Annotated in this window: 30 protein-coding genes; 4 read left to right on the top strand and 26 right to left on the bottom strand. The window is 43.4% G+C overall.

Translation table 11 applies throughout. From position 1 onward, the window contains the following. Window positions 1–18: 18 nt before the first annotated feature. The 10 genes from KO501_RS10825 to KO501_RS10870 form a co-directional block, all read right to left on the bottom strand. On the bottom strand, window positions 19–687 hold the full coding sequence (locus KO501_RS10825) for a YitT family protein (RefSeq protein WP_216029685.1): 669 nt from the start codon (window positions 685–687) through the stop codon (window positions 19–21). Between the two features lie 156 nt (window positions 688–843). Beyond that, a complete protein-coding gene (locus tag KO501_RS10830) occupies window positions 844–1,347 on the bottom strand; it encodes an O-acetyl-ADP-ribose deacetylase (protein ID WP_216029686.1) in 504 nt (167 codons plus the stop codon). Window positions 1,348–1,691: 344 nt separating this feature from the next. Next, window positions 1,692–1,865, bottom strand: a complete 174-nt coding sequence (locus tag KO501_RS10835; RefSeq protein WP_216029687.1) for a DUF3012 domain-containing protein — start codon at window positions 1,863–1,865, stop codon at window positions 1,692–1,694. Window positions 1,866–2,009: 144 nt separating this feature from the next. Continuing rightward, window positions 2,010–2,546, bottom strand: a complete 537-nt coding sequence (locus tag KO501_RS10840) for an isochorismatase family protein (RefSeq protein WP_252728333.1) — start codon at window positions 2,544–2,546, stop codon at window positions 2,010–2,012. An 81-nt stretch (window positions 2,547–2,627) separates the two neighbouring features. Beyond that, the gene (locus KO501_RS10845; protein ID WP_216029689.1) at window positions 2,628–3,110 is read right to left on the bottom strand and encodes a GNAT family N-acetyltransferase; all 483 of its coding nucleotides are present in this window, start codon (window positions 3,108–3,110) and stop codon (window positions 2,628–2,630) included. Window positions 3,111–3,360: 250 nt separating this feature from the next. Next, window positions 3,361–3,687: a hypothetical protein gene (locus tag KO501_RS10850; RefSeq protein WP_216029690.1), complete on the bottom strand. Its 327-nt coding sequence runs from the start codon at window positions 3,685–3,687 to the stop codon at window positions 3,361–3,363. 21 nt (window positions 3,688–3,708) lie between these two features. After that, window positions 3,709–4,800, bottom strand: a complete 1,092-nt coding sequence (locus KO501_RS10855; RefSeq protein ID WP_354667826.1) for a YHYH protein — start codon at window positions 4,798–4,800, stop codon at window positions 3,709–3,711. A 28-nt stretch (window positions 4,801–4,828) separates the two neighbouring features. After that, the gene (locus KO501_RS10860; RefSeq protein ID WP_216029691.1) at window positions 4,829–5,230 is read right to left on the bottom strand and encodes an ACT domain-containing protein; all 402 of its coding nucleotides are present in this window, start codon (window positions 5,228–5,230) and stop codon (window positions 4,829–4,831) included. Between the two features lie 56 nt (window positions 5,231–5,286). Continuing rightward, window positions 5,287–6,987, bottom strand: a complete 1,701-nt coding sequence (gene dauA / locus KO501_RS10865; protein ID WP_216029692.1) for a C4-dicarboxylic acid transporter DauA — start codon at window positions 6,985–6,987, stop codon at window positions 5,287–5,289. Window positions 6,988–7,218: 231 nt separating this feature from the next. Further along, a complete protein-coding gene (locus KO501_RS10870) occupies window positions 7,219–7,530 on the bottom strand; it encodes an EthD family reductase (protein WP_216029693.1) in 312 nt (103 codons plus the stop codon). A gap of 323 nt (window positions 7,531–7,853) precedes the next feature. On the opposite strand from KO501_RS10870, the gene KO501_RS10875 reads away from it, so the two are divergent. After that, window positions 7,854–9,368 carry a serine carboxypeptidase gene (locus KO501_RS10875; protein WP_216029694.1) on the top strand — a complete coding sequence of 505 codons (1,515 nt, stop codon included), beginning with the start codon at window positions 7,854–7,856 and terminating at the stop codon, window positions 9,366–9,368. A 280-nt stretch (window positions 9,369–9,648) separates the two neighbouring features. On the opposite strand, the gene KO501_RS10880 is transcribed toward KO501_RS10875, so the two are convergent. From KO501_RS10880 to KO501_RS10940, 13 genes are all read right to left on the bottom strand, one after another. Next, on the bottom strand, window positions 9,649–10,680 hold the full coding sequence (locus KO501_RS10880) for a DUF2157 domain-containing protein (RefSeq protein WP_216029695.1): 1,032 nt from the start codon (window positions 10,678–10,680) through the stop codon (window positions 9,649–9,651). Window positions 10,681–10,838: 158 nt separating this feature from the next. Beyond that, complete coding sequence (locus KO501_RS10885; protein ID WP_216029696.1) at window positions 10,839–11,504, bottom strand: HAD-IB family phosphatase; 666 nt, start codon at window positions 11,502–11,504, stop codon at window positions 10,839–10,841. 99 nt (window positions 11,505–11,603) lie between these two features. Continuing rightward, entirely contained in the window at window positions 11,604–11,993 is a 390-nt protein-coding gene (locus tag KO501_RS10890) for a DUF6678 family protein (RefSeq protein ID WP_216029697.1), read from the bottom strand. Window positions 11,994–12,073: 80 nt separating this feature from the next. Beyond that, complete coding sequence (locus KO501_RS10895) at window positions 12,074–12,688, bottom strand: SMI1/KNR4 family protein (protein ID WP_216029698.1); 615 nt, start codon at window positions 12,686–12,688, stop codon at window positions 12,074–12,076. Further along, window positions 12,685–13,137 carry a DUF302 domain-containing protein gene (locus KO501_RS10900; RefSeq protein WP_216029699.1) on the bottom strand — a complete coding sequence of 151 codons (453 nt, stop codon included), beginning with the start codon at window positions 13,135–13,137 and terminating at the stop codon, window positions 12,685–12,687. Before KO501_RS10900 ends, KO501_RS10895 begins: the two co-directional genes overlap by 4 nt. 53 nt (window positions 13,138–13,190) lie before the next feature. Beyond that, on the bottom strand, window positions 13,191–13,664 hold the full coding sequence (locus tag KO501_RS10905) for an RDD family protein (RefSeq protein ID WP_216029700.1): 474 nt from the start codon (window positions 13,662–13,664) through the stop codon (window positions 13,191–13,193). 31 nt (window positions 13,665–13,695) lie between these two features. Continuing rightward, window positions 13,696–13,884, bottom strand: a complete 189-nt coding sequence (locus tag KO501_RS18555) for an SEC-C metal-binding domain-containing protein (protein ID WP_216029701.1) — start codon at window positions 13,882–13,884, stop codon at window positions 13,696–13,698. 124 nt (window positions 13,885–14,008) lie between these two features. After that, on the bottom strand, window positions 14,009–14,269 hold the full coding sequence (locus tag KO501_RS10915) for a hypothetical protein (RefSeq protein WP_216029702.1): 261 nt from the start codon (window positions 14,267–14,269) through the stop codon (window positions 14,009–14,011). Between the two features lie 46 nt (window positions 14,270–14,315). Beyond that, on the bottom strand, window positions 14,316–14,765 hold the full coding sequence (locus tag KO501_RS10920) for a hypothetical protein (RefSeq protein ID WP_216029703.1): 450 nt from the start codon (window positions 14,763–14,765) through the stop codon (window positions 14,316–14,318). A gap of 178 nt (window positions 14,766–14,943) precedes the next feature. Then, window positions 14,944–15,501, bottom strand: a complete 558-nt coding sequence (locus KO501_RS10925; RefSeq protein ID WP_216029769.1) for an ankyrin repeat domain-containing protein — start codon at window positions 15,499–15,501, stop codon at window positions 14,944–14,946. Window positions 15,502–15,592: 91 nt separating this feature from the next. Beyond that, a complete protein-coding gene (locus KO501_RS10930; protein ID WP_216029770.1) occupies window positions 15,593–17,185 on the bottom strand; it encodes a catalase in 1,593 nt (530 codons plus the stop codon). A gap of 8 nt (window positions 17,186–17,193) precedes the next feature. Next, window positions 17,194–17,373, bottom strand: a complete 180-nt coding sequence (locus tag KO501_RS10935) for a hypothetical protein (RefSeq protein ID WP_216029704.1) — start codon at window positions 17,371–17,373, stop codon at window positions 17,194–17,196. Window positions 17,374–17,542: 169 nt separating this feature from the next. Next, window positions 17,543–18,043 carry a YgjP-like metallopeptidase domain-containing protein gene (locus KO501_RS10940; RefSeq protein ID WP_216029705.1) on the bottom strand — a complete coding sequence of 167 codons (501 nt, stop codon included), beginning with the start codon at window positions 18,041–18,043 and terminating at the stop codon, window positions 17,543–17,545. Between the two features lie 210 nt (window positions 18,044–18,253). Here KO501_RS10940 and zigA point away from each other — a divergent pair, with 210 nt between their 5' ends. The 3 genes from zigA to KO501_RS10955 all read left to right on the top strand — a co-directional run bounded on the left by zigA (window position 18,254) and on the right by KO501_RS10955 (window position 21,295). Then, on the top strand, window positions 18,254–19,453 hold the full coding sequence (gene zigA, locus KO501_RS10945; RefSeq protein WP_216029706.1) for a zinc metallochaperone GTPase ZigA: 1,200 nt from the start codon (window positions 18,254–18,256) through the stop codon (window positions 19,451–19,453). A gap of 85 nt (window positions 19,454–19,538) precedes the next feature. After that, complete coding sequence (gene hisI, locus KO501_RS10950) at window positions 19,539–19,961, top strand: phosphoribosyl-AMP cyclohydrolase (RefSeq protein ID WP_216029707.1); 423 nt, start codon at window positions 19,539–19,541, stop codon at window positions 19,959–19,961. Then, on the top strand, window positions 19,958–21,295 hold the full coding sequence (locus tag KO501_RS10955) for a dihydroorotase (protein ID WP_216029708.1): 1,338 nt from the start codon (window positions 19,958–19,960) through the stop codon (window positions 21,293–21,295). The genes hisI and KO501_RS10955 overlap by 4 nt, the downstream gene beginning before the upstream one ends. A 38-nt stretch (window positions 21,296–21,333) precedes the next feature. Here the strand turns inward: KO501_RS10955 and KO501_RS10960 are convergent, their stop codons facing one another. The 3 genes from KO501_RS10960 to KO501_RS10970 form a co-directional block, all read right to left on the bottom strand. After that, window positions 21,334–21,894 carry a WG repeat-containing protein gene (locus tag KO501_RS10960; RefSeq protein WP_216029709.1) on the bottom strand — a complete coding sequence of 187 codons (561 nt, stop codon included), beginning with the start codon at window positions 21,892–21,894 and terminating at the stop codon, window positions 21,334–21,336. A 164-nt stretch (window positions 21,895–22,058) separates the two neighbouring features. Next, on the bottom strand, window positions 22,059–22,607 hold the full coding sequence (locus KO501_RS10965) for a phosphoglycerate mutase family protein (protein WP_216029710.1): 549 nt from the start codon (window positions 22,605–22,607) through the stop codon (window positions 22,059–22,061). A gap of 81 nt (window positions 22,608–22,688) precedes the next feature. Then, entirely contained in the window at window positions 22,689–23,306 is a 618-nt protein-coding gene (locus KO501_RS10970) for a LysE family translocator (RefSeq protein ID WP_216029711.1), read from the bottom strand. Window positions 23,307–23,384 lie beyond the last annotated feature (78 nt).

The raw sequence follows: 23,384 nt of genomic DNA on the forward strand, positions 1-23,384 counted from the left end.
AGAGAAAAAGCCCTTGCTTTAGCTTTGCTGCTGAGGCGAAAGTGGGCGGGAAGTATTGGTCTGTTCGGGGTCAGTGTTTTTTTGTCGTCCACGAAGGGTATAGCGCTCTGGACGGTGATTCAGCGACAGTACCATATTTAAGCAAAAAGCAGCCAGAATCGACAGCAAAACGAGGGGAATGCTCAATAATGTAAGGGAGCACATAAGAATGATGCCGTCGAGGGTTAACAGTAAAAAGCCGGCGCGAATACCGTATTTTTGTTGTAAAAAGTACGCCAGAATCCCCATGCCGCCCAAACTGGAGCTGTGCCTAAACATGATCAGCATGCCTACGCCAATAAGAATACCGCCAAACACGGCGGTGAATAGCGGATCGGCCTGATTAATGTTCACCACACTAGGTATGAACTTTGAAAGCACCGAAATTGTAGTCACAGAAATAAAGGTATTAATGGTGAAGCGCTTACCAATTTGTGTCCACGCCAGCACATAAAAGGGCAGGTTGATGAGAAAAAACAAAACACTAAAATCGACGGAAAATGCGTAAGTTGCAAGCAATGCTATGCCGGCGGCACCGCCAATCATGAGATCCTGAGACTGAAACAGGTAAATACCGAATGCAACAAACAATCCGGCACTTATTAAGGCAAAGATGTCTTCAATAATACTGTGATTGGCTTTTTGCACAGGAAATCTCCTCATCGCTAAGGGCGCATTATACGAACAAATTCCTACAATGTACCTGTGGACGAGAAAGGAACCCGCTTAGCTATGGCCAGCGTTGGTAAGTTTGCTTTACAAATTGCAATCTTAAAGTAGTCAGTGTGTGAATGATATGTAAATTTAGCCGATAAGCCCACGATATGCAGATAAAACATCATCGCCAAAGCACACCAAGTAGATTTTTTCCGGCAGGTGTCGACCACTAGCATGGGTTCGAATTGTGCCTAATGCCAATTCGCAGGCAGCCCGCACAGGGTAACCATAAATGCCGCAACTGATAGCAGGAAAAGCAATACTCTTGATATTATTCTGCGCCGCTAAGATTAAGCTGTTTCGGTAGCACTTCGCTAATAATGCACTTTCCTGATTAAATCCGCCTCGCCAAATGGGGCCTACTGTGTGGATGATGTACGGAGCATTGAGTTCAAACCCCGGCGTCAGTACGGCTTGGCCGGTTTCACATCCCCCCAACGTTTTACAGTAGTCGAATAACTGAGGGCCTGCTGCATGATGAATAGCGCCGTCCACACCGCCGCCTCCTAGCAAAGTAGGGTTGGCCGCATTAACAATAGCATCGACTTCAAATTGAGTGATATCGCCTTCAACAACGTTAATTTGCGCCATTGTGCTTCCTGTAATTGACGGGGTTATTATCCCAGTAATTTCCGCTAGCTAGCTCGACGTCATTATTTTCGTGTATCAAAAATGCGACACCAGTATTGAGGAAAAACGAAAGTTAGGCATACCGCACATCGTATCTGAAAGGCGGTGAATACGGGTTGGCAGAGGAAAAAAGATAAGCCGGAGCAAGAGTGTTCCTTAATTAATAGGGAAATAGTAGCGGGTGTATTCATAAACTGTGCCGCTTATATTCAGTGGGGGATAACGTGAGTTAGAGTAACTTAAAGAGAGGATAGAAAGACGCAAAGCGGCTTTTGCTGGCTTTGCGTCTATAACCTTAAGATAGGCTAATCGTTGCTAGGGAAAATACAGTGTTTGGTAAAATCGGTGGCTTCGTTTGCAGTCCAATCACCTTTAGGTTTTTCTTTTAATTGTGCACACCATTCTTTGCTTCCCACTTCTGGCGCACAACCGGCAAGGGCGAAACACACCGCGACTAATCCTAACATTGCTTTTTTCATTATCTATCCTTCGCTTATCATCAATAGAAGATATGTTACGCGAGAATAATTTATCAGATCAATGGCAAACCTTTTAAACTTTCGACTAATGATGTTAGCGCTTAAATTGCCAATTACTCGTTATGATAGACCCGTTTACCGGGTTTATTTTATCAATATGAGTATGGGTTTGAATTCGTCAGCACGGCAGTCTTTTACGAGTTCAAATAGGCACATTTCTAAGCCGGTAATAGAAAGCCCTAATGCTGAACACTTGCTGATGGCTAAGGCATGGTTTTCTGCGCTGCGAGAGGCAATACAGTCGGAAACCATATGGACATCCAGCCCAGCTTTAGCCATTCCTTTTGCCGTTTGATATACGCATACATGGGCCTCGATACCGCAAACTAGCCAGTTTTCTACTTCGGTAAATTGCAACGCTTCCATTAACGAGTCTGACAAACAACCATCAAAGGTGTACTTGGCTAGGCGGGGTTGATCCGGTAAAAGTAACCGGATCTCTTCGATGGTAGAGCCCAGTTTTTCCGGGTTTTGTTCCAGTATAATAATGGGAAGCCCCAGTATTTTCGCCCCTTTAATTAATGTTTCACAACGCGTTATAAACCCATGGCTATCATGTACTTGCCTAGCTAGGTTTCCCTGAATATCGACAATCAGCAAGCCTGTGTTGTTTTTATTCATAACGCACCTTGTCATCAATGATAATTGGGTATTACAACATTAAAGGCGAACGCTCTAAATGAGGTAATTAAAATGGCTACATTACAGGGACTTTTGCCAAAAAACTGCCTCGCCAGCCTCAGGATCTAACTGGTAACTGGAAAAACCAAATTTTTGGTACGCGTTTTTAGCGACCACATTATTACTTAATACCTCTAATGTGATTTTACAGCACCCTTTATGGGTGGCTATCTTCTCTACTTCCTCAAGCAACTTTTGGCTGACACCTAACCCTCTAAAGGGTTTTCTTACACATATGTCGTGGATATTGATAATTGGCTTACAGGCAAAGGTAGAAAAGGCTTCAAAGCAATTGGTTAAACCCGCCGGTTGGCCATCCACATAGGCAATAACGCTAAAGGCGTGAGGAAGCGTAGCAAGCTTTGCTACTAAGTTACTGTATACCTGTTCCGACAAGGGCGCGCCGCCACCCATGGGATCTGCGGCATAATCACTTAATAAAAAAGGAATGTCTTTTTGGTGGGCTTTATCGGCATAGTCAGCCCGTACAATAGTTATTTTCATAGTTTGTGTCTTGTTATTTTATAACGAATAAAAAGGATGCTTGGCTAAAGGGCATACTACCCTGTAGAGGGCTAACTCTCTACCCACTATTGCTTGGCCTTATTTAGGCATCATACTCGCGTCTATCCCCCACGGTTTATCTATGGCCTGTAAAAGCTTGGACGGTAAAGGCTTCCTTGGCTAACTTTGGTTATCACCGGGATGGTAAGGAGCCTCGCTCGTATCTCCTGCAACCGGCAAAAACGGTGCATTAAGGTTGCTGTAGGAGAACAGTAACGGGGGACGTTTTTTCATGGGAAGATGAGGTGTCTTTTTTATCAGGATCGATGGGCTGAATTGGCTTGTTTCTCACGCATATTAAGTCTTCATCGGTAACGTACTGGCAGGTACCAATATATAAGTCGTTGTGATGCCCTTCATACTGACAAGATGCGGAACGCTGTTTTTCTTGGCATACCGCCATGGCTGCCTTGTTAAGTGGACCTGCATGTGCAGCTGCTTTACCGGCTATCAGTAGTAACAGTAAAGCAACGGCACTTGGCCCTAAAATTGTCTGGTGACGACCTTTAAAATTCATTGTTATCTCGATTAGTCATAACTAGTGTGACGGTGCGTTATCAGGGGCGCCGGGGGGAGGACCTGCGCCAAAGGGAGGACGCCCGCCAGGAGGTGGACCGCCCGGTGGCGGACCAGCCATGCCGGCGGGGCGCACTGTCTCACCATGAAGGCATCCTATGATCATGTTTTCACTGGGGCTGGCTGCGCGATAATGATAACCACGAATGGGATCACTGGTTCCTCGGCATTCATCCAACGATTCTGCTTCATTTCCTTGGGCATCACGCATTGCATAAATGGCGTACCCGTCAGGCGCATAACCAATTAAAGGCGCGTAGCCATCATGATTCACGTCGGTGGCGGTACATCCGGTTACCGCATGATAGTGGTAACCTTGGTGGGCGTTAATATGACCACCACAGTCATCAAAGGCGGCAATTGTGTAGCTTCCCAATATATCGTTTACGGGAGCAGGACCTGCCAACTCGGCGCCATCTAAGGCAATGCCCGCGGTACGCACACGCTCGATACGATTTTTATTCGCAGGTATTGGCGTGGTGGGGATCAAGTAGGTTAACGAGAAATCCTCTTCAAGGTAGGCCATTTCACATTCTATACAGTTTTGTTTGTACTGGGCTTCTACATCGGGGCGTGCAGCACCGAAGCAGGCTTCTTTGGTGGCAGTATAGCGAACCTTGCCTGAGTCTGGATCGTACAATTTCCAGTTCGGATCATCATAATAGGTGCTTAAATTGGCAATAAAATTGCCAGTGAGATCCACTAACTCTCCCTCACCATCTTTGCTAAACCAGCCGCCAGCCGTTTCTGCTGAATCGTTAATGGTTCGTGGACAAAATGGGCCCGGTGCTCGGGTGCCTGGAGTACCAGCGGTTACCAGTTTATAACAGGTGGTTTTGGTGCCTGCGGTGGTTTCACAGTCAACTATTTCTGGCGGCTGAATAAAAGCACCGTCTTTAAATAGGGCAATATTGATGCCTGGGGCGTCTGCCATAGCCTTAGCGGGTTCAGGTTGTTGAGGGGACACTGCGGAATCTGAATCGCAACCACCAATCAAAAGGGCGCCAAGAGTGGCGAGGGTTGGCAGTAGCGTAAGCTGTGAACGATGTAGCACAGTGAGTTCCTTTATTACATAAATTCGATTATTGCGAAACGGAGAGTTCTTTTAGCGACATAAGAGCAAGCTGAGCTTTGTCGCTAGGAACAAATATATGATCATGGTAATACGCGGCTATCACATTTGCACTTATTCCCTTGTCCGCTAAGGTGGCAGAAATTGCGGCGGTTAATCCCACCCCATCTAAACTTGAATGTACCGTAAGCGTGATCTGACGATAACTGCCGGAAAAAGCCAGTTTCGCCTTTTGGGCAACGGCTTTTGTTAGCACCAAGGTCAGCCCTTCTTGTTCACAGAAGGTGGCCACGGGGTTGAGTTCGAGATACTGGCTTAAAGGGGCTTCTACCGTACAGAAGACAAATTCATCGTCTAGCAATACGGGACGCATGGCACAAAGTAGTGTGCGTAAATCTGTGATACCTGACATCTTGCTTACCTTTAACGTTGTTTGCCCGAGGTTATATTACCCCTTTTTTAAGGGATCTAATGGCGGGAAACCAGCATCTTATTAGCGGTTTTTACACCATCGACTAGGGTGCGAGAAAAGGCGACCTTGCCCACTTGCTTGCGAATTCCCGCCCGTCGAAGTTTTAGCAACATGCGCGGTTGTAAGCCATTGATAACTAATTTTGTATTGCGTTTTTGTAAGTCTTCGCCAATTGATTCCATGGCTACCATGGCGCTCATATCTAACATGGTAACTTCTGTCATATCCAGTATCACCACTTGCACTTCGGGCCTAACCGAAGAGACGGTTTTCAGGGCTTTTTGTGCAGAACCAAAAAATAATGGCCCATTGATGTCGTAAATGATGATGGCGTCAGGCAATGCATAGGCTTCATGATTTTGCTCACGGGCCGCGACTTCTGTCAGACTAATACTTCTTTGAATAAACAATATGGCGGCGAGTCCCATCCCAAGGGCAACGGCAATGGTCATATCGAATAACACGGTAAGGGTAAAGCATAGCAGCAGTACCGTGACATCCCCTTTAGGAGCTACTTTTATAGAGCGGATAAAGTGTTTTGCTTCACTCATATTCCAGGCCACGACCAGCAGCAAAGCGGCCATGGATGCCATGGGAATATAGGATAAAACCGGGGCTAATACGAGTATGCTGATAAGGATAAACAAGGCATGGATAACTGCCGACAGAGGCATGTTACCGCCAGATTTTACATTGGCTGCTGTTCTGGCAATGGCAGCGGTGGCGGGGATGCCTCCGAATAACGGCGCGACAATGTTACCTAGCCCTTGACCGATAAGTTCATCATTAGGGTTATGTTTTTTCCCAGACATACCATCGGATACCACGGCACACAGTAGCGATTCTAAGGATCCTAAAATAGCAATGGTGATGGCGGCAGGTAATAATTCACGGACTAATTCAAAACTCAAACCAAGGGGTTGACCATCGGCGCCGGGTAAATTCCAAGGCCATTGAAAGGCGGGTAAAATGGGAGGGATCCCTTGCCCTGTGGCACCATCCAGTTCGTAGGAAAACCGCGAACCAATGGTGGCAACAGAAAAATCAGGTAGTAACTGACTAAGTAAGTAGGCCGCTGCACTCCCAATAACTAATGCCACCAGATGGCCGGGGACTTTTGAACGAAACTTAGGCCAAATTAATAAAATGGCCAGTGTTAATGCACCGATTAAGGTTTCTCGCCAGTCTAACGTGGGCAGTGCATAAACAATGGCCAGCAACTTATCAATATAGTGCCCTTCAGAAGGGGCAACCGTAAGCCCAAGAAAATCTGTAATTTGGAAGGTAGCAATGACCACACCAATGCCTGCAGTAAACCCGATAATGACAGGGTAGGGCACAATTTCAATCAACCGCCCCAGCTTGCCAACCCCCATAAAAACCAGAATAAATCCAGCCATACAGCCACTTAGCAAAAGCCCTCCAATACCAAACTGTTGAACAATGGGAAGTAACACAACAACAAAAGCGGCAGTGGGACCGGAAATATTGACTTTTGAACCACCAGTAATAGCAATGATGATCCCGGCAACAATGGCGGTGTAAAGGCCGTGTTGGGGGGGAACGCCGCTAGCAATAGCCAGCGCCATGGAAAGGGGTAAAGCAATAACGCCTACGGTTAAACCGGCAAGAATGTTTGCTTGTATATCATGAATGGAAGGTTTGTTTTGTATAGACTTTCTAAGTGCAGATAACATGAGATGCTCGATGCTTCGTTTTACTTCAACGGCCCGTTAAGAGGTCGGAACTGATTGAATAATGCTATTTAGCGTACCGAACAAATGATTTTCGGACAATGATATAGCGCAAGTTATGGCGTGATTACATAGAAAAGAAATAGGTAAACAGTGGGCTTAAATGTTGTTTACTTACCTATTCAGGTATAAAGATTCTCAGAATGAGGGCTCTTTCAAGCCCAGCAAAATACACTAAACTTTAATTTCACTAATCTGGATCTGAGGTTGTGCGTTGGTGAAATTTGGCAAATCACCCATGATTTTCTCAGCATGGGGGCCGAAGGACTGTTCAAATTCTGCTACTGAGTCAAAAATAAGATGACCAATGGCAATGAAAGGCGCTAATTCGCCGGGTTGTCCACCGCCTATACCGTAATCGACGTTGCCACCTTTTAAGGCGTCACCAAGGCATTCTTCCACGATAGCTAAATGGGTATTGCAGTAATAATCGATGTCAAATTTAACATCGCTAGCATTTGGATACATTACACTGACTTTAATCATTATTTTTACCTTAACATTAACGTTACGAAAATATAACATTATCTGCCACACTATATCAGAACGTTTAAAGTGCCAATTTTTAATTAAAAAACGAGTCGTATTTTGACTATTGGTAGAATAAATAAAGAAATACAAAAATATTTACCGAATTTAGGATAAAGCCGCTTCTTTTTATCTGGGAGATGTTTTGCCTTGCTAAATAGCATGTTGGCAAGTAATGTGATTTTTAATAACAAGATAATTCGTTATAAATAACAGATTGTTAAGGCTTTTAAGCGGTGACATTTTAATAGGCAGGGATAATGAGTAAGTTAAGGTGTTCTATGGCGCGTTGTTTTATGGTTTGTGTTGGGGTGGTGCTGTTATTAAGTCGAGTTCAAGCCGCTGAAACAGAAACCCAAACTGCATCGGAAAAAGGTAAAGCCGTGCCGGCTTTAGTTGAATTTACTAGCAGTCATAAAGGTAAATTTAATGACATCAAAGTCGATTATAACGTTATTGCCGGTGAGACCCCATTAACCAATAAGGATGGAGAGGTAACAGGGCACCTTTTTTCTACCAGTTATATCCGCACGAATGTGAAAAAGGGAACTTCACGACCTGTGGCTTTTGTTTTTAATGGCGGGCCGGGCTCTTCTTCCATGTGGTTGCATATGGGATTACTTGGGCCAAAGGTTGTGAAGGTTGTCAGCGATGCTTCAGAAGATGATGGGGCGGCGCCTTACACCTTAACGGATAATCCTCAAACCCTGTTAGACAAGGTCGACCTGGTATTTATCGATCCCATTGGTACAGGGTATAGCCGTTTAGTGGGGAATGGTAAGCCTGAAGATTACTGGGGGTTAAAGGCCGATACCACCTCTATTGCTGAATTTATTCGTATCTGGATCACCCAGCATCAGCGTTGGAATGATGCCAAATACCTAATTGGTGAAAGTTATGGAAGTCCTCGTGCTGTGGGCGTTGCCAACGCATTGCGCTCGAACGGCATAGACATAGCCCTAAATGGAATTGTGATGATTTCCCAAGCCATGGATTACACCGGCAGCACTCCTATAGATGACAACTTATTAGCCTTTGTTACTTTTTTCCCCACACTGTCAGCCATTGCTCACTACCATGGCAAAGCTGGACAAGGGGAGCCATTGGCAGCCTTTTTAGATAGAAGCCGAGCCTTTGCGGTGGATGAATATTTGCCCGCATTGTTTAAAGGTAACTTGCTCAGTGATGAAGAAAAGCAGCAGATTGCCCAGAAGATGTCTGGCTTTATAGGGCTAGAGTCTGACTATATTTTGCGCTCGGACTTACGCGTGCTTTCCGGACGGTTTGCCAAAGCCCTGTTAAAAGAAGAAGGCAAGACCGTGGGATTTTTAGATGGCCGTTATACGCAACAAGAAATTGATCAGGTTGCCGGTCGACCTAGCACTGATGTAGCCAGTCAAAGTATAAGCAGTGCCTATGCGGTGGCTATCAATGAATACATGCAACAAGATTTAAAGGTTACCTTGCCAAGGCCCTATTACCTAAGCTCCCCTGAAGTAAGTAAACATTGGGATTGGTCGCCTATTGAACCTAACGTTTATGAGGAGCCTGAGTACATTAAGGTGGCCCGTATTCTCAGCAAAGAGATGCGCAAAAATAAAGATCTCAAATTGCTGGTGGCAAGTGGTTACTACGATATGGTTACGCCATTTTTTGACGCAGAATATACCCTTGCCCGTCATGGATTTCAGCGTTCACAAATCACCATGACCTACTATGAAGGCGGACACATGATGTACGTAAATCAAGATGCCTTTAGTCAACTGTTAAAGGATATGCGCGCATTTATCCAATAAGCGCTCAGGGGGAAACCTGGCGTTGTTGCAAGAAAACCGGGGATGGGGGCTATTTGTTTAAAAGGGGGTTTAGGAGGTTTGATGCCGTTTTTTGGGAAACAATTTAAACCAAAATGCGGTTTCCAAAAACAGGCCAAGGACGACAAACAGAAACATCCCCATTTGATTTCCATAACTATAAGATGACATGGCGGCCACAAAAAGGGCAAAAATGACAAGGTACCGAAAAACGGTTTTCATAGGTCACCGTAATTGAATAAAGACGAATTTGAGTCTGTTATTAAACAGATTTAGAGTCAAGGAAATTCTGCAGCGCAGCCGGTAGCCGTTGGCGTACCTTTTTCGTTATCACCGTTTCATTTTTTTGCCAAAGTACCCCTAGATAGATAATAGCAAGTCCGATGAAGGTGAGGGAGATTGGAAAAAACCAGCTGTCTTTAAATACATCAAAGGCAAGGTAACCTACATAAAGGCAGGCTCCCATGGCGCCAAAAATAACGAATACCCGTCGCATAAGCACAACCCCCACCATTATCATGAGTAAATTAGTGCAAAAATAAAGAAACTTAGCGACTTCGCTGTCGGAATCTTGTGAGGTTAGCCCGCACCAAAATGCCATAACACCAAACAAGTACAGCCAAAAAGCGTAGTCACCGGCTTCCTTTGTACGAACATCCACGTAAAATGCCAAGCAGACCATCGCCATACCAAAGTACATGGTGATTAACCCTCGTTGTTCATAACTGCCATGGCCTTCAAGTAACATGGATGCCATATCCATAGACATGTACCACAGCGTTACGGCGATGGGCATAACAAGAAAAGGGTACTTGTATCGCCAAAGTACTATGGCGGCACTGACCAGTGTACCTAGCTCCATGTAAAGCCAATGCCACTGTATGTATCGATGATATTCCTGATAAGTACTTGAGTTAGGCCATAGACCTAAGCCCTGCTGTAAGCCATAAATGGCAAGGGGCGTGAGGGCCACGGCAAAGGTGGCGCAGATACCGGCGGGGATCCCATAACCTTTGCTTTGGAACACCTGGGTTAACTTTAAGCCTACGGCTCCGTAGCCAAGTGAAATAAAAAATATCCCCCAGCCACCAAACGCTTCCCAGCCTAAGGTCATAAAAAGGGTCATTGCACCGATCGCAATCAGCCCGCCTAGATAATAAAGTATATGGGTAAAATCAAAGCTAGGGCCAGTGCTTGGTGCACCCTTTAAATGTTGATACAGCGTTTCAGCTTGCTGCGCTGAAATAATGTGTTTATCAACGGCGTCATCCAGACTTTTCTTCGTGATCTTCATGCTGCTTGGTTAAATCCTTTTTGCTAAAACGCCAGCCCCTGTTTTATTACCTAAAAAGCGGGATCACTTTGCTTTAACTTTTGCAATAATGGCGTTAATGACGGTGAATATCACCAAGCCAAAACACAAAACAGCCACAAATCCGGCGGGGTAGGCCATTAAGCCCAATCTACTACCGACATGGACTGATTGAAAGATTTGGTTAGTTTCTTTAGGCAGTTAGGCTTAGGGTTTACGATAAAGCGATGAGTGCAAAGGGCTAATAAAGGGATATCCACGGCGCTGTCTGAGTAACCTATAATCGATTGATAATTGGTAAAAGATAAACACGGCTTGATGCGTTTTACTTTGTTCTCAGCGTAACAATGAAAGCGGCTGATCATACCGCCTATAAAGCGCGTTTCCTGCGAGCAGGCAAATTCAACCTGGGGCAGTGATAAGTGAGCAAATACCTTTTTAACCATCCATTGGGACGCACCACTTACAACCACTACTCGGTCTTTGTTTTTTACGTGTTTACGTATGCGCTCTACGGCATGTTGATAAACTACTGTGGACGTATTTTCCAAATGACGGGCCATAAACTTTGATCTCAGTGTTGCCACTTTTCTAAAGGGCATGCCCACTGTGAATAGCCACAATAAAATGGAGAAACTAATACACTTTGTTTTATTAAAGGGTAAGAAAACCAGTACGAGTGGGCTGGCGAGTAAACAAGCAATAAGTCGTAACGGACTGCGCAGCAACATAAACTTCATGTATGCAGTCCCTGTATCCGTGCTGACGATGGTTTTATCAAAATCAAATAGTACTAAACTCGACATTTTAAGCGCTTCCTAATGTGCTTGGTTTTTCACTTTCCTCGGCGGAAACAAACGTTTTTTCCTGCCCGGTAAAGTTTTAACTTGTTGTCGCTTCCATTGTTATACAAATTTTACAGGGTTACCCACTCGCAAATAACCCCAAATTCTGTACATACCGTCTTCTATAGAATAAGGGATGGCATATTTTTTTAACTGTGAGCTTACAAAATCAGTGTAATCTGTTTTTTTATCATCCACCAGTGCGCCACGCCGTTCAAGTGTGAACGGTTGTACCTCCAGCCATTCAATATTCTGTGCAATGACTAGCAGTTCGTCCCACCAAACCGAAGTGAAACCGTTTGGCTTATCCTCATAAATGAGTTTATAGCGAACATGGGGCACAAAATCTTCCCGTTCATTTAGTGCTATTTCAACGTTATTCCACTTGGTGTTATTCATTACCGAAGTTAGTTGATGTTTATTAATATAATCTAAGGTTTTAATATGCATAATTTAAAAAGGTCGTAATAGGCCTAAGAAGGCAGGTGAAAAAAGGGAGCAGGAAAGCAGAGGGTAGGGTGATATCACCCTTAAATTTGATGAAAAGGGACCCGTTTATTCCATGAGGCTTGATGATCGGTGCGCCACTGCTGACCTATAGAATCCAGCCATTCCAAGGTAGCCTCAACACTTTGCTCTGTAACGTTAAAATTCTTAATATGATCTGCAATGGTTTGGTCACTAAGAGTTAGTTTGGCAAGATATGAGTCAAAAGATTCAGCGATCACTATCCAAGCATCTTGCTGTCGAAGCTTAGTCCACGCAGGCAGGCCTTGTACGAAAGCAACCACTTTACAATCATGTTTAAGATCTAAAAATAAACGACTATCACCACCGTCTCTAGCGATGGGAAGTAGATTCGCTGGAGCGCTGCCATGTTCACGTTCCTGCTTTAATTCGAAGGGGTTACTCGACCATTCCAGTTCATTGCTAACACTGTACAGTTCACAAAAACAGAGGTATTCACTGGAACCGTCCTTAAATTCTACTGGCGTATCGTAGGCTAGGTATGCCCCGTTACACGTTTTAAGAAACTGCACATAGTCATTGGGTAAAGCCGTTCCTAATATCTTCTCCAGCGCTTCAATATCTTTTTCTGTTGCCGGAGAGCCGGTGTCTTCAACCACGAGGCTTTTGTATTTCATTGACCTGCCGCGGCGGTGGATAATTGGCTTAGTACCGCTGATATTTTCTTAATTGTTGCATCGCAATTTTTAATATTATGACGCTTCATTAAATACTCAGGGTTGTTATAAGACACCCATACTTGGTGGTTTTCATCTTCACTTATTAACACTTTTTGCGGTAAATCAATGGCCACATCTTGGGCACATTGCATTAGTGGCGTACCGACCTTTGGATTCCCAAAAATAAGAACTTCTGTGGGTCTTAAGGAAAGATTAACGGTACCTGCATTTTGTTGATGATTGATACGAGCAAATAGGGTCAGCCCTTTATCTTTAGCAATGGCTTCGAAACGATCAGCCGTTTCTGCCACTGAATAAGAACTTTCTTGTTTTATTAAGCCTTCCGAAGCCGACACCCAAAATGATGTACAAAGCAGGATGATACCCAAGAGATTTGAATTTTTCATAGGGAGACCTTTTGGCGTTAAGTGATTAAAAAATGCATTAAGACCAGTGCTATTTAAGAGGCACTCGTCGTTGGTTTTTGTTTCGTGCTTACCACTACCGTGTTTGCCATTTTATCATGCCAGCCTTGTTTTTTCGTGTCCCATGCCACCCAGAATATGCCCAAGCCCAGAGGTAAAAGAGCTACAAAATAACCGAGGTAGCGAAGTAAAAACTGGGGTAATGTTGGTTTTTGCCCCGTTTTAGCATCAACAATTTGCACTGAAATCACTATTTTTCCGGGCGTGGCTTGGCGGTATAACCAAAAAGCGATAATGGCGACCAACGGAAACACCCAGCTTAAAAGAAAATCGGTAAGCCCAGCGACCATGTCTTGGTTTGTAAAATAACTCCAACCATAAACTGCCACCAGAATCGGTAAAGTGATGATTGTTAGAATTATGGTGTCGATGATACTCGCGACTACTCTTAGCCAAAAACCGGTGTACTGGATAGCCTCTGCGGTTGTCGCGGATACAGGCTCGTTCATGCTTTTTCCTGACTAAATAAGAGCGAATGGTCTACGCGTTTTTGCCACAACATTTTTTATATTTTTTACCATTGCCGCAAACGCACGGATCGTTGCGCCCGATTTTGGGCGTGGCTCTGGTGATTGGGGCTTGTGGTGGAGGACAACAGCTTGTGTCGCTACAACCTGATGTTAAAGGGGCGGAAGCGGTACCGGATGAATGTTTACTGTTTTCAGTCATGATAAATTTACGCTCTTTTTAATAGTTAAAAATTCCCTTCAATTATAAACATAACACACACTAAGGGGCAGTAATAAGTGTGCTTTATTTCGTTTTCTGAACGGGCAGGTGGGATAGAGAAGCCTTAACGGGGGGCTTGTTCTTTTTTATCTTTTTTAGCTTGTATCCGAGCCGGTTTGAGGCCGTGGCGCTCTATAATACGCTGGTAACAGGCCTCACGTTTTTCTTTCGATTTTGCGATACATTCTTCGGTTTTGCTATCAGGGCATTGGGCCATTTCAAATGCCGCCTTTTTCTTGCAAGACGAAAATTCATTGGCAGTGGCCGAAGCGTAAATTGAAGAGCTAAAAACACCGCTAACGAAGACCAATAAAATAATTTTCATACAAACTCTTTTAGGTTCTCTATGCACGTGAAGATGGCATGATTATTTAGTGGCTGTATTGTTTTAAAAACGCCAACATCTCTTTTTTTATTACCACAGGATCACCATAAACCCCCTCATTGGCGATATCTAAAGCATCCCAAAAGCTCATCATCTGACTTTCAGCGTTTTTATCTGGGATCGTTATATTGGGTTCAAATGCCATTTCATACAGTTTCTGCGCCACCATGTTATAACTTGTTGTATGATTTTTCAGCCCAGTTAGGAAATAAATAAACGCTTTTTTGGCAACTAGCGAAGGGGTATCAGACGCCCCGAATACCTGTAGGGCGGCTACTGCGGTATTGGGGCATGTTGCCACTGAAACATCAAACAGTCTGTCGTCAGGAACGTCAGCATGAATGATGGCCAAATCAGCCCATTTGATCACATCTTCTAATTTTAAAGCCCCGCATTCCAGGGCTAATATCATTGCATTAATTTCAACAATATCCATCGACCATCGCTATGTACAAGTATAAGTTAACTAGCAACAAAACCTTACCGTGTTTTGTATTTTAGGGGAAACAGAATACCTAAACTGGACACAAACAATCATTAAATTAGAAAAAAAACAAAACCGGGTAACGCAGGAACGCAGCCGGTTTAGTAAATTATTGTGTATTGAAACACGATTATTTAGCGTTAATTAAGGCCTTTGCCAACGCATAATTGCCTTGGGATAAGGCGATATCAGCAACGGAATTTCCCGATTTGTCTTTGTGTTGTGGATCCGCGCCTTCGGCTAGCAAAGTCTCCACAATATCGGTACGGTCAAATAAGCTGGCAAACATTAGTGCTGTTTGGCCTTGAGCGTTGGTTTCATCAACATCGCAATCGGCAAACACCAGCTGTTTTGCAACACTTACATGGCCTTTAAATATGGCTCCCATCAACGCGGTATTGCCACGTGCATCTTCTTGGCAGGGGTTGGCGTGGGCTTGGTTAATTAAAAATGTCACTGTGTCGCTATGGCCATGGTATGCGGCCAGTATAAGCGCTGTGTAACCTTTATTATCTGCAACGTTAGCGTCTAGTCCTGCTTGGTAGAATGCTTGCAACACAGTTTGATTGCCAGCTCGTGCTGCATCAAAATATTGTGTCTTAAGTGCATCGAGCTTGCTGTCTGCATGACTTGTGAAGGCAACAAGAAAAACGGCACTTACTATTAATGATTTTTTAATTAACCCCATCATGTTTCTCCCCTTCGTTTTGGTTTACTTCAATGATCTGCGTGATTAAAAGTAAGCGTGCTCAATACTGAACACGCTTGGTTTTAGCTGGTTATTGCATTAGCGCCGTTAAGCTCTCAGCCACATCTTGGGCCTTGGCTGCTCGGGCCGCTTGCTGTTGCATTAATGCTTTGGCCATTTGGCGAACTTTCGACATGGGGGCCATGGCAATTTTAGCGACGCCTGTACCGTAATCTTTATCAGCGTTGTACATAAAGGCACTGATGATTACTCGAATCTCTTCTTCTGGCACTGACCCTAAGGCACCACCTAGGTTGCTAATTAAGTGCTGTTGACCTTCGCTCGTTAAGTTTCTAAAAAACTCACCAGCCTGTTTAAAGTTTTGCTCTTTATAGTAAGGTATTTGTTGTGTCACACCTGCCAATGGCTTGCTTGAGTAACGAAACGCTGGATCTTCATTTAAATCAAGGCGACGACTTGGCTGATAATTAACATCACGATTAGAGCTAGTGGTACGTAATTTACCGTGTTGCTCGTGGTTATTAATAACCGCATTTTTCGGTGCATTAATGGGAATACGGTAAGCATTCACACCAAGGCGGTACCGCTGAGTATCAGCATAAGAGAACAGTCGACCTTGTAACATGCGATCTTCAGACGGTTCAATTCCTGGAATAAGGTTGCTAGGAGCAAACGCCGCCTGTTCGGTTTCTTCAAAGAAGTTATCCGGCACACGGTTTAACACTAGGCGTCCAATTTTACGAGCAGGTACTAACGATTCCGGCCAAATTTTAGTGGTATCAAGAGGGTTAAATTCGAAGTCATCTAACTGCTCTGGCTCCAGTTCTTGTAAATATAAATCCCACGATGCCGTTTCACCTTTCTCACCTATGCGCGTATACACATCAGTCGTGTGAGGTTGCATGTCAATGCCTTGCATTTTCATTGCTTCTTCATTGGTGAAGTTCTTAATAGGCTGGTTCGCTTTCCAGGTAAACTTCACGTATTTATAGTTTCCTTCATCATCGACAAACTTAAAGGCGTGAACGCCCGAGCCGTCCATATTGAGGTAGCTGGCGGGTGTACCATAATCAGAAAACAGCATGGTTAGCGTATGGGTCGATTCCGGCACATGAGAGAAGAAGTCGAAAATACGCTTGCCTTCTTGTTTATTTGTTACCGGAGAAGGTTTAAATGCATGAACCATATCGGGAAATTTTATTGCATCGCGAATAAAGAACACAGGAAAGTTATTGCCAACCAGATCCCAGTTTCCTTGCTCGGTATAAAACTTAACCGCAAAACCCCGTGGATCGCGCAGTGTCTCTGGTGACAAGTGACCATGGACAACCGAAGAAAAACGTACGAATACTTCTGTTTTTTTGCCTTCTGTTTGGAATGGCGCAGCCATAGTATCTTCGGACAAGTTTTCGTAGTTCTCATAATAGCCGTGAATTCCTACACCACGGGCGTGAACCACACGCTCAGGTATACGCTCTCGGTCAAAGGCAGCGAGTTTTTCAATCAAATGGGAATCTTGCAGTAATACAGGGCCCCATGGGCCTGCAGTTTGCGAGTTTTGGTTGTCACCTACCGGTGCTCCATTTTGACGAGTAAGGGTATCGGCATTTACGCTCATAGACAGCATACCCGCTGTCACCAAGCTCAATACTATTTTAGACATGGTGGTTTTCATTCTGCAGCTCCTGACTGACGAGATAGACTATTTGCTTGTTCGTTGATATTACTTTTCACCGCAACGCAGACTTGATCGCCGTAATAATTGTCGGCGTAGTTGCATTGCGTTTGAATGAGGTTTATCGATGCACTTTGGGCGTTAGCGCTTGTTAGCTTTTTAAGTAGTGTGCTCATTTCGTTCTCCATATTAGATTGAATGAATTATTAACGATTCATAAAAACTATTAAAGTGAGATGATCCGATATGATTGATAGATATTTTAGATGGAAAACTTGGTGGTTAATTTGAATTTTTTGTGTAAGGGGGAACGTTATGACCAAAAATAGCCGTTAAGCAGATGTGTTAGCGTTGATAGGGGTTTTTATCTAAGCGAAGTGCAACACAAAATAGCCGTAAATCTAATTCGAGTTGATGGTAATGAGGCTCCATGTAGCAGCAAAGCTGATAAAAGCTTTTGTTGTGTTCTTTTTCTTTGAAGTGAGCTAGCTCATGTACCACAAGGGCTTTTAGCAGTGGTTCGGGGGCATACAGTAAGTCGCTATTTATGGCCAAATCATGCTTGCGTGTTTTACCTTGCATGCGATAGGTGTGGGTACCTAAAGCATTTGTCACCATATCCCCTTGCTTTTTAAAAGCTGCACGACCAAAAGGCGCAGCGTTTTTTAAATAGCGTTTTTTAAGATTGGTGGCGTAGTTGTAAAGGAGTTTATCGGTGGTTATGTGATGAGGGGCGGGGTACTTTTTGAGCAAGTAGTCACTCAGTTGATTACTGCGTATAAGACCTAAGGCTTGTTCAACCACATTGGCCGGGTAGCCGTTAAAATACCGTGCGTACTCACTCATTTTATTTACCCTAGCTGATACAAGGCACCATCAGTTTTTTGAGCCTATGTGAACTACTGAGGTTGTGGATTTTAACCTTAAACGAAGAACGTTGCTAGCGAGGCAACCCTCTATTGATACTCTAACAAGGCTATCTTTATTCTATCGTTTATGAGCCTTGATATGTTATAGTATAACATATCGATAAAGAAATAAGACGACCGTTAAACGATGAACAAAAAGTTACCTGTAACCGTACTTTCTGGCTTTCTTGGGGCAGGAAAAACCACGGTGCTAAGCCACATTCTTAATAACCGCAACGGAAAAAAAGTAGCGGTAATTGTCAACGACATGAGTGATATCAATATTGATGCTGCTGTTGTTAAAAATGAAGTATCGCTTAATCGCAGTGATGAAAAGTTAGTGGAAATGAGCAATGGTTGTATTTGTTGCACTCTGCGAGAAGATTTACTCATCGAAATTGACAAACTAGCCAAAGATGGGCGTTTTGACTACTTGGTTATAGAATCAACGGGCATTTCAGAGCCCCTTCCTGTTGCTGAAACCTTTACCTTTGCCGATGAAAACGGGGTGTCATTATCTAATATTGCCAGTTTAGATACCATGGTTACCGTGGTTGATGCGGTAAATTTTTTAAAAGACTATGACGAAGCTCAGTACCTTCAAGACACCCAAGAATCGTTAGGTGAAGAGGACGAACGTAGCGTAGCCGACCTGCTGGTGGATCAAGTTGAGTTTGCTGATGTTATTCTAATAAGTAAAACAGACTTGGTGGCAGATACAGAAGTAGAGCGGCTTCATGCTATTTTAAAAGTGCTGAACACCCACGCCAAAATTATTCCTATTATTGACGGCAAAGTGGATGTTAACGAGGTACTTGATACCGGCACTTTCGATTTTGAGCGGGCTGAACAAGCGCCTGGTTGGTTAAAAGAAATGCGCGGTGAGCATGTGCCAGAAACAGAAGAGTATGGTATTGCGAGTTTTAATTATGTGGCACGTCGGCCTTTTGCTCCTGAAAAATTTTATGCACTACTTCATAACACTGAAAAATTTGGCAAGTTAATTCGCTCAAAGGGTTACTTTTGGTTAGCGACTCGGCCTTTTTCTTGTGCCCAATGGAGTCAGGCTGGTGGAATTGCACGGTATGGTTTTGCTGGCATGTTTTGGAAAGCGGTTCCTGAAAACGACTGGCCTACGGATCAAGAGTCAATTAACGAAATCAAAAAACAATGGGTAGAGCCGTTTGGCGATATGCGCCAAGAACTGGTCTTCATTGGTCAAAATTTGGATAAACAAGCCATGATCCGAGCTCTTGATGATTGTTTACTTTCAGATGAAGAGTTACTCAAGGGAAGAGGATATTGGGCAACGTTGCACGACCCGTTTCCAGTTTGGGGCGAGCAGTAGTGGTGTTGGCTTTCCCCTCACTGGGGGATTCATTGTCTGTTACTAGGCCATCAATACCAAAGCGTTTTTAAAAGAGTGAATAACCATGCAGCGTGAATATTTTCAACGGCTCGAAAATTTACCCGATCAAACGTCTATTCAGTTGTCAGAAATCATTGAGCAACTGGCGTTTAACGAACAGGGACTAATTCCTGTTATTGCACAAGACGCATCCAGTAAAGACATACTGATGTTCGCATGGATGAATAGAGAATCTTTGATTAAAACCATCGATACCAAACGCATGACTTATTGGTCTCGCAGTCGAAATCAACTGTGGATAAAGGGTGAAACCAGCGGCCATACACAACATGTACGATCAATAGCCTTCGATTGTGATGGTGATGTGGTTTTATGCCAAATAGACCAAGTAGGTGGGGCTTGTCACACCGGTCGACCTAGTTGTTTTTACCTTGATGTTAATTTTGAACAAGGGCGGGTAACGATTTTAGGAGACGCATTAGCATGAGCAAAACTCTTCTCGTTAAACACGCTTACATAGTAACGGATGGCAAGATAGTTAAGGGTGATGTGCGCATTAACGGTCAAAGGTTTGAGCGCATCAGTACCAACATTACGCCAACGCCCCAAGATACCGTTGTTGATGCCAATGGGAAGTACCTCTTACCCGGCATGATCGATGATCAAGTACATTTTCGTGAGCCAGGCTTAACGCACAAAGGTAATATTGAAAGCGAATCTCGGGCTGCGGTTGCCGGAGGTATAACTAGCTTTATGGAAATGCCAAATGTCAGCCCTGCAACAACAACCATCGCCGCGCTAGAGCAAAAATTTGATATTGCAAAAGAGCGCTCCGTTGCAAATTACTCGTTCTACCTTGGGGCTACAGAGGACAATCTTGATGAAATCAAAAAACTAAATACTAAACAGCACTGCGGCGTAAAAGTGTTCATGGGGGCGTCTACAGGTGACTTATTGGTAGAGCATCCAGATGCACTAGATGCTATTTTTCGTGATAGCCCCACCTTAATTGTTACCCACTGCGAAAGTGGCGCCGTTATCGCAGAAAATCTTGCAAAAGTGACTGCAAATGGCCATGTACCAACCATTGCAGATCATCCTATTATTCGTGATGAACAGGCGTGTTATGCCTCGTCCTCTTATGCGGTTTCGCTAGCAAAAAAATATAACAGTAACCTGCACGTGCTGCATATTACGACAGCCAAAGAGTTGAGTTTGTTTGCGCCTGGTCCGGTCGAAAATAAACGCATTACTGCTGAAGCCTGTGTGCACCACCTATGGTTTAGCCAAGACGATTATGCCGAGCTAGGTAATCAAATAAAATGTAACCCAGCCATTAAAAAAACCAGTGATCGTGATGCAATTGTCCAAGCATTGCATACCAATCAAATTGATATCATCGCTACTGACCATGCGCCCCATACTTGGCAAGAAAAGCAGGTTGACTACAACCAGGCGCCCGCCGGTTTACCCCTTGTTGAACATGCTTTATTGAGTTTGTTTGATCTTGTGCATCAGCATAAATTAACGCTAGAACAGGTAGTTGAAAAAACAGCTCACAACCCTGCCAAGCGGTACGCTATTGAAAATCGTGGCTACATTAAAGAAGGCTATTTTACCGATTTTATTTTAGTCGATTTGCAAAAGCCCACTAACGTTACCCATAAAAATTGCCGCTATTTGTGTAAATGGACACCATTTAATGGGCATGAGTTTACTTCAAGTATTGAAGGTACTTGGGTAAATGGTCAGCAAGTGTTTAATGGCGAAGATGTGATAGAAAATACTACCGCTGCCCAAAGATTGGTGTTTAATCGCTAAAAACACGAGGGCTAAAATTTCGTTTAAGGGGGTATAGTTTACTTGTTTGGAATATCAGAAGCTTTATATTTAACAGGGACAACTTCTTCTCCCTGTTTGTTTATATAGCCCCACAAGCCACCTTTTAAAACCTGGTGGCCATATTTGTCGGGTGTTAAAACACAACCTTCACAGACTAAGGCCTTACCGTTATGGAAGGGCCAAGCCCAATCATAACCAGGTGCTAAAACAAGCTCTAAATCCTTGTTGTAATAGGCTACCTTTCCCTTTCTTAGTGATCGTGTCAGCCCTTCTTCAAAGTAATCTGTGCCGTTGTCGTAAAATATGACCGGCAGAAAGCGGCCATCAGGTTTTACATAGAAATATTGACCAGACGAAAAAAAAGAAGCTAAACCAAATTTGTCGAAATCCAAGTTTTTTATGTGCTCTTCTGATATTTGAAGGATACCACTTTTGTAGGTAGCACATTTATTAAACACTTCCATTTCGGGGTGTTGGTATTGGTCGGTTTTTTTAGGAATATACCCACACGCACCCCAGTCGTCTGCTTTAACAGGGTAAATAAATAATGTAATGATTACTGCTATGTATCTGAGCATAGTACTTTTTCTCCTATTAAAGCGGCGCGTTATAGAGTTGATAAAACACATAGATACACGCAAGGCCTAAGTCGATTGAGCATTGGACAAAATTTGGTGAAATGATAGCAGATAATCCAGATTTGCCTTATGAATTGGTAAGTTGTTTGTCTCGAAAGCTTTTGCTAGGTTTCAAATATCGATACCCCCCAATAGTCACTAGATTTAGTCATTTGTTTAAATCCTTTTTTTCGAAAGTGCTTTCTCATATGCAGGTTCAAGTAACCATGAGCAAAAACGATGACTCTTTCTTCACGTTGCGCAATTTTGATAAGTTCCATTGCTGCTGTTTTGGCGCGAACTCTAGCTTCAAGGTACGATTCGAAGCGTCCTTTTTTTCCTAACATCCAAAGTGCACGATTCAGATATACCCAGGACCAACTTCCCATAGTAAAAGGTAATTTGAATCGAGGGATGTCCATCTCTCTAAATAAATCGGACTGTAAGTCTGGATACTTATTGAGAGCAACCCAACTGCTGTGAATCGCCCGAGGTAAATCACTTGATACAGTAAAATAGTCACCATAATCAGCTGCTAGGGGGGTAATCGGGCGGCTATCATCAGCAACTAAAGAGTGATTGTAGTTTCTTACCCAATTTGCAAACCCCGCACTATTAACCCGTTTATTATCCGATTTCTCTGGGCGACCATGTCGAACTAAAATTATTCTCATTGAAACCTAACTTCCCATTAAGGGGCTGTAATATGGGAGTTAACGCAACGAACAATATGTTTCATGTACTACTTCGAATTCCTAATAGGCAGCATATTGAAGTATTAACTCTTTTAATACAGGAAAAATTGAACCTACTAACAAAGCCGCCATAGTAAAATTAAACATTTTTTGGTGCTTTGAAGAGCGAAGGTACTTTTTAAGGCCGGCACCAAAAACTAACCAAATTCCAACACAAGGAAAAGCAACAATAAAGAAAGCTAACGCAATAAAAATCACTTGGGAGAATATATCTGATGAAATATAGGTGTAAGCGGAAACCGCGCCTGTAGCCATAACCCATGCTTTGGGGTTCACCCATTGAAATAACGCCGCCTGAGTAAAGCTTAAGGGCTTAGATTTTCCTATATCTAATGAGGTTGGCGAAGATGATGCGATAAGCCAAGCTAAATACAAAAGATAAGCGACACCTAATACCTTTATTATTTCGTGAAACAAAGGATATTTTTCAAATACAACGCTAAAACCTAAGCCGACCATAATTACCATTACAGGGAAGCCAAAGCAGATCCCTAGCAAATGTGGAATACTATTTTTGACACCATAATTTAGACCGGAAGACATAATCATAATGTTATTTGGGCCAGGTGTTACCGTGGTGGATACCGCAAAAATAATAATCGCTAAATACAACTCCATAACTGTTAGTACTCCTTGTTAACTAACACCTTGTTTAGCTAAGGATGATTGGTTAAAAGGCAGAAAGCCAAGAACAAT

Source organism: Alteromonas sp. C1M14 (genome assembly GCF_018860965.1).
In the GTDB taxonomy this organism is placed as follows: Bacteria; Pseudomonadota; Gammaproteobacteria; order Enterobacterales; family Alteromonadaceae; genus Alteromonas.

What these genes read in the sequence shown, in the direction of transcription:
- KO501_RS10830 (WP_216029686.1), bottom strand. Translation starts at nt 1,347, where the DNA reads ATGGCGCAAATTAACGTTGTTGAAGGCGATATCACTCAATTTGAAGTC.
- KO501_RS10835 (WP_216029687.1), bottom strand. Translation starts at nt 1,865, where the DNA reads ATGAAAAAAGCAATGTTAGGATTAGTCGCGGTGTGTTTCGCCCTTGCC.
- KO501_RS10840 (WP_252728333.1), bottom strand. Translation starts at nt 2,546, where the DNA reads ATGAATAAAAACAACACAGGCTTGCTGATTGTCGATATTCAGGGAAAC.
- KO501_RS10845 (WP_216029689.1), bottom strand. Translation starts at nt 3,110, where the DNA reads ATGAAAATAACTATTGTACGGGCTGACTATGCCGATAAAGCCCACCAA.
- KO501_RS10850 (WP_216029690.1), bottom strand. Translation starts at nt 3,687, where the DNA reads ATGAATTTTAAAGGTCGTCACCAGACAATTTTAGGGCCAAGTGCCGTT.
- KO501_RS10860 (WP_216029691.1), bottom strand. Translation starts at nt 5,230, where the DNA reads ATGTCAGGTATCACAGATTTACGCACACTACTTTGTGCCATGCGTCCC.
- dauA (WP_216029692.1), bottom strand. Translation starts at nt 6,987, where the DNA reads ATGTTATCTGCACTTAGAAAGTCTATACAAAACAAACCTTCCATTCAT.
- KO501_RS10870 (WP_216029693.1), bottom strand. Translation starts at nt 7,530, where the DNA reads ATGATTAAAGTCAGTGTAATGTATCCAAATGCTAGCGATGTTAAATTT.
- KO501_RS10875 (WP_216029694.1), top strand. Translation starts at nt 7,854, where the DNA reads ATGGCGCGTTGTTTTATGGTTTGTGTTGGGGTGGTGCTGTTATTAAGT.
- KO501_RS10880 (WP_216029695.1), bottom strand. Translation starts at nt 10,680, where the DNA reads ATGAAGATCACGAAGAAAAGTCTGGATGACGCCGTTGATAAACACATT.
- KO501_RS10885 (WP_216029696.1), bottom strand. Translation starts at nt 11,504, where the DNA reads ATGTCGAGTTTAGTACTATTTGATTTTGATAAAACCATCGTCAGCACG.
- KO501_RS10890 (WP_216029697.1), bottom strand. Translation starts at nt 11,993, where the DNA reads ATGCATATTAAAACCTTAGATTATATTAATAAACATCAACTAACTTCG.
- KO501_RS10895 (WP_216029698.1), bottom strand. Translation starts at nt 12,688, where the DNA reads ATGAAATACAAAAGCCTCGTGGTTGAAGACACCGGCTCTCCGGCAACA.
- KO501_RS10900 (WP_216029699.1), bottom strand. Translation starts at nt 13,137, where the DNA reads ATGAAAAATTCAAATCTCTTGGGTATCATCCTGCTTTGTACATCATTT.
- KO501_RS10905 (WP_216029700.1), bottom strand. Translation starts at nt 13,664, where the DNA reads ATGAACGAGCCTGTATCCGCGACAACCGCAGAGGCTATCCAGTACACC.
- KO501_RS18555 (WP_216029701.1), bottom strand. Translation starts at nt 13,884, where the DNA reads ATGACTGAAAACAGTAAACATTCATCCGGTACCGCTTCCGCCCCTTTA.
- KO501_RS10915 (WP_216029702.1), bottom strand. Translation starts at nt 14,269, where the DNA reads ATGAAAATTATTTTATTGGTCTTCGTTAGCGGTGTTTTTAGCTCTTCA.
- KO501_RS10920 (WP_216029703.1), bottom strand. Translation starts at nt 14,765, where the DNA reads ATGGATATTGTTGAAATTAATGCAATGATATTAGCCCTGGAATGCGGG.
- KO501_RS10925 (WP_216029769.1), bottom strand. Translation starts at nt 15,501, where the DNA reads ATGGGGTTAATTAAAAAATCATTAATAGTAAGTGCCGTTTTTCTTGTT.
- KO501_RS10930 (WP_216029770.1), bottom strand. Translation starts at nt 17,185, where the DNA reads ATGTCTAAAATAGTATTGAGCTTGGTGACAGCGGGTATGCTGTCTATG.
- KO501_RS10935 (WP_216029704.1), bottom strand. Translation starts at nt 17,373, where the DNA reads ATGAGCACACTACTTAAAAAGCTAACAAGCGCTAACGCCCAAAGTGCA.
- KO501_RS10940 (WP_216029705.1), bottom strand. Translation starts at nt 18,043, where the DNA reads ATGAGTGAGTACGCACGGTATTTTAACGGCTACCCGGCCAATGTGGTT.
- zigA (WP_216029706.1), top strand. Translation starts at nt 18,254, where the DNA reads ATGAACAAAAAGTTACCTGTAACCGTACTTTCTGGCTTTCTTGGGGCA.
- hisI (WP_216029707.1), top strand. Translation starts at nt 19,539, where the DNA reads ATGCAGCGTGAATATTTTCAACGGCTCGAAAATTTACCCGATCAAACG.
- KO501_RS10955 (WP_216029708.1), top strand. Translation starts at nt 19,958, where the DNA reads ATGAGCAAAACTCTTCTCGTTAAACACGCTTACATAGTAACGGATGGC.
- KO501_RS10960 (WP_216029709.1), bottom strand. Translation starts at nt 21,894, where the DNA reads ATGCTCAGATACATAGCAGTAATCATTACATTATTTATTTACCCTGTT.
- KO501_RS10965 (WP_216029710.1), bottom strand. Translation starts at nt 22,607, where the DNA reads ATGAGAATAATTTTAGTTCGACATGGTCGCCCAGAGAAATCGGATAAT.
- KO501_RS10970 (WP_216029711.1), bottom strand. Translation starts at nt 23,306, where the DNA reads ATGGAGTTGTATTTAGCGATTATTATTTTTGCGGTATCCACCACGGTA.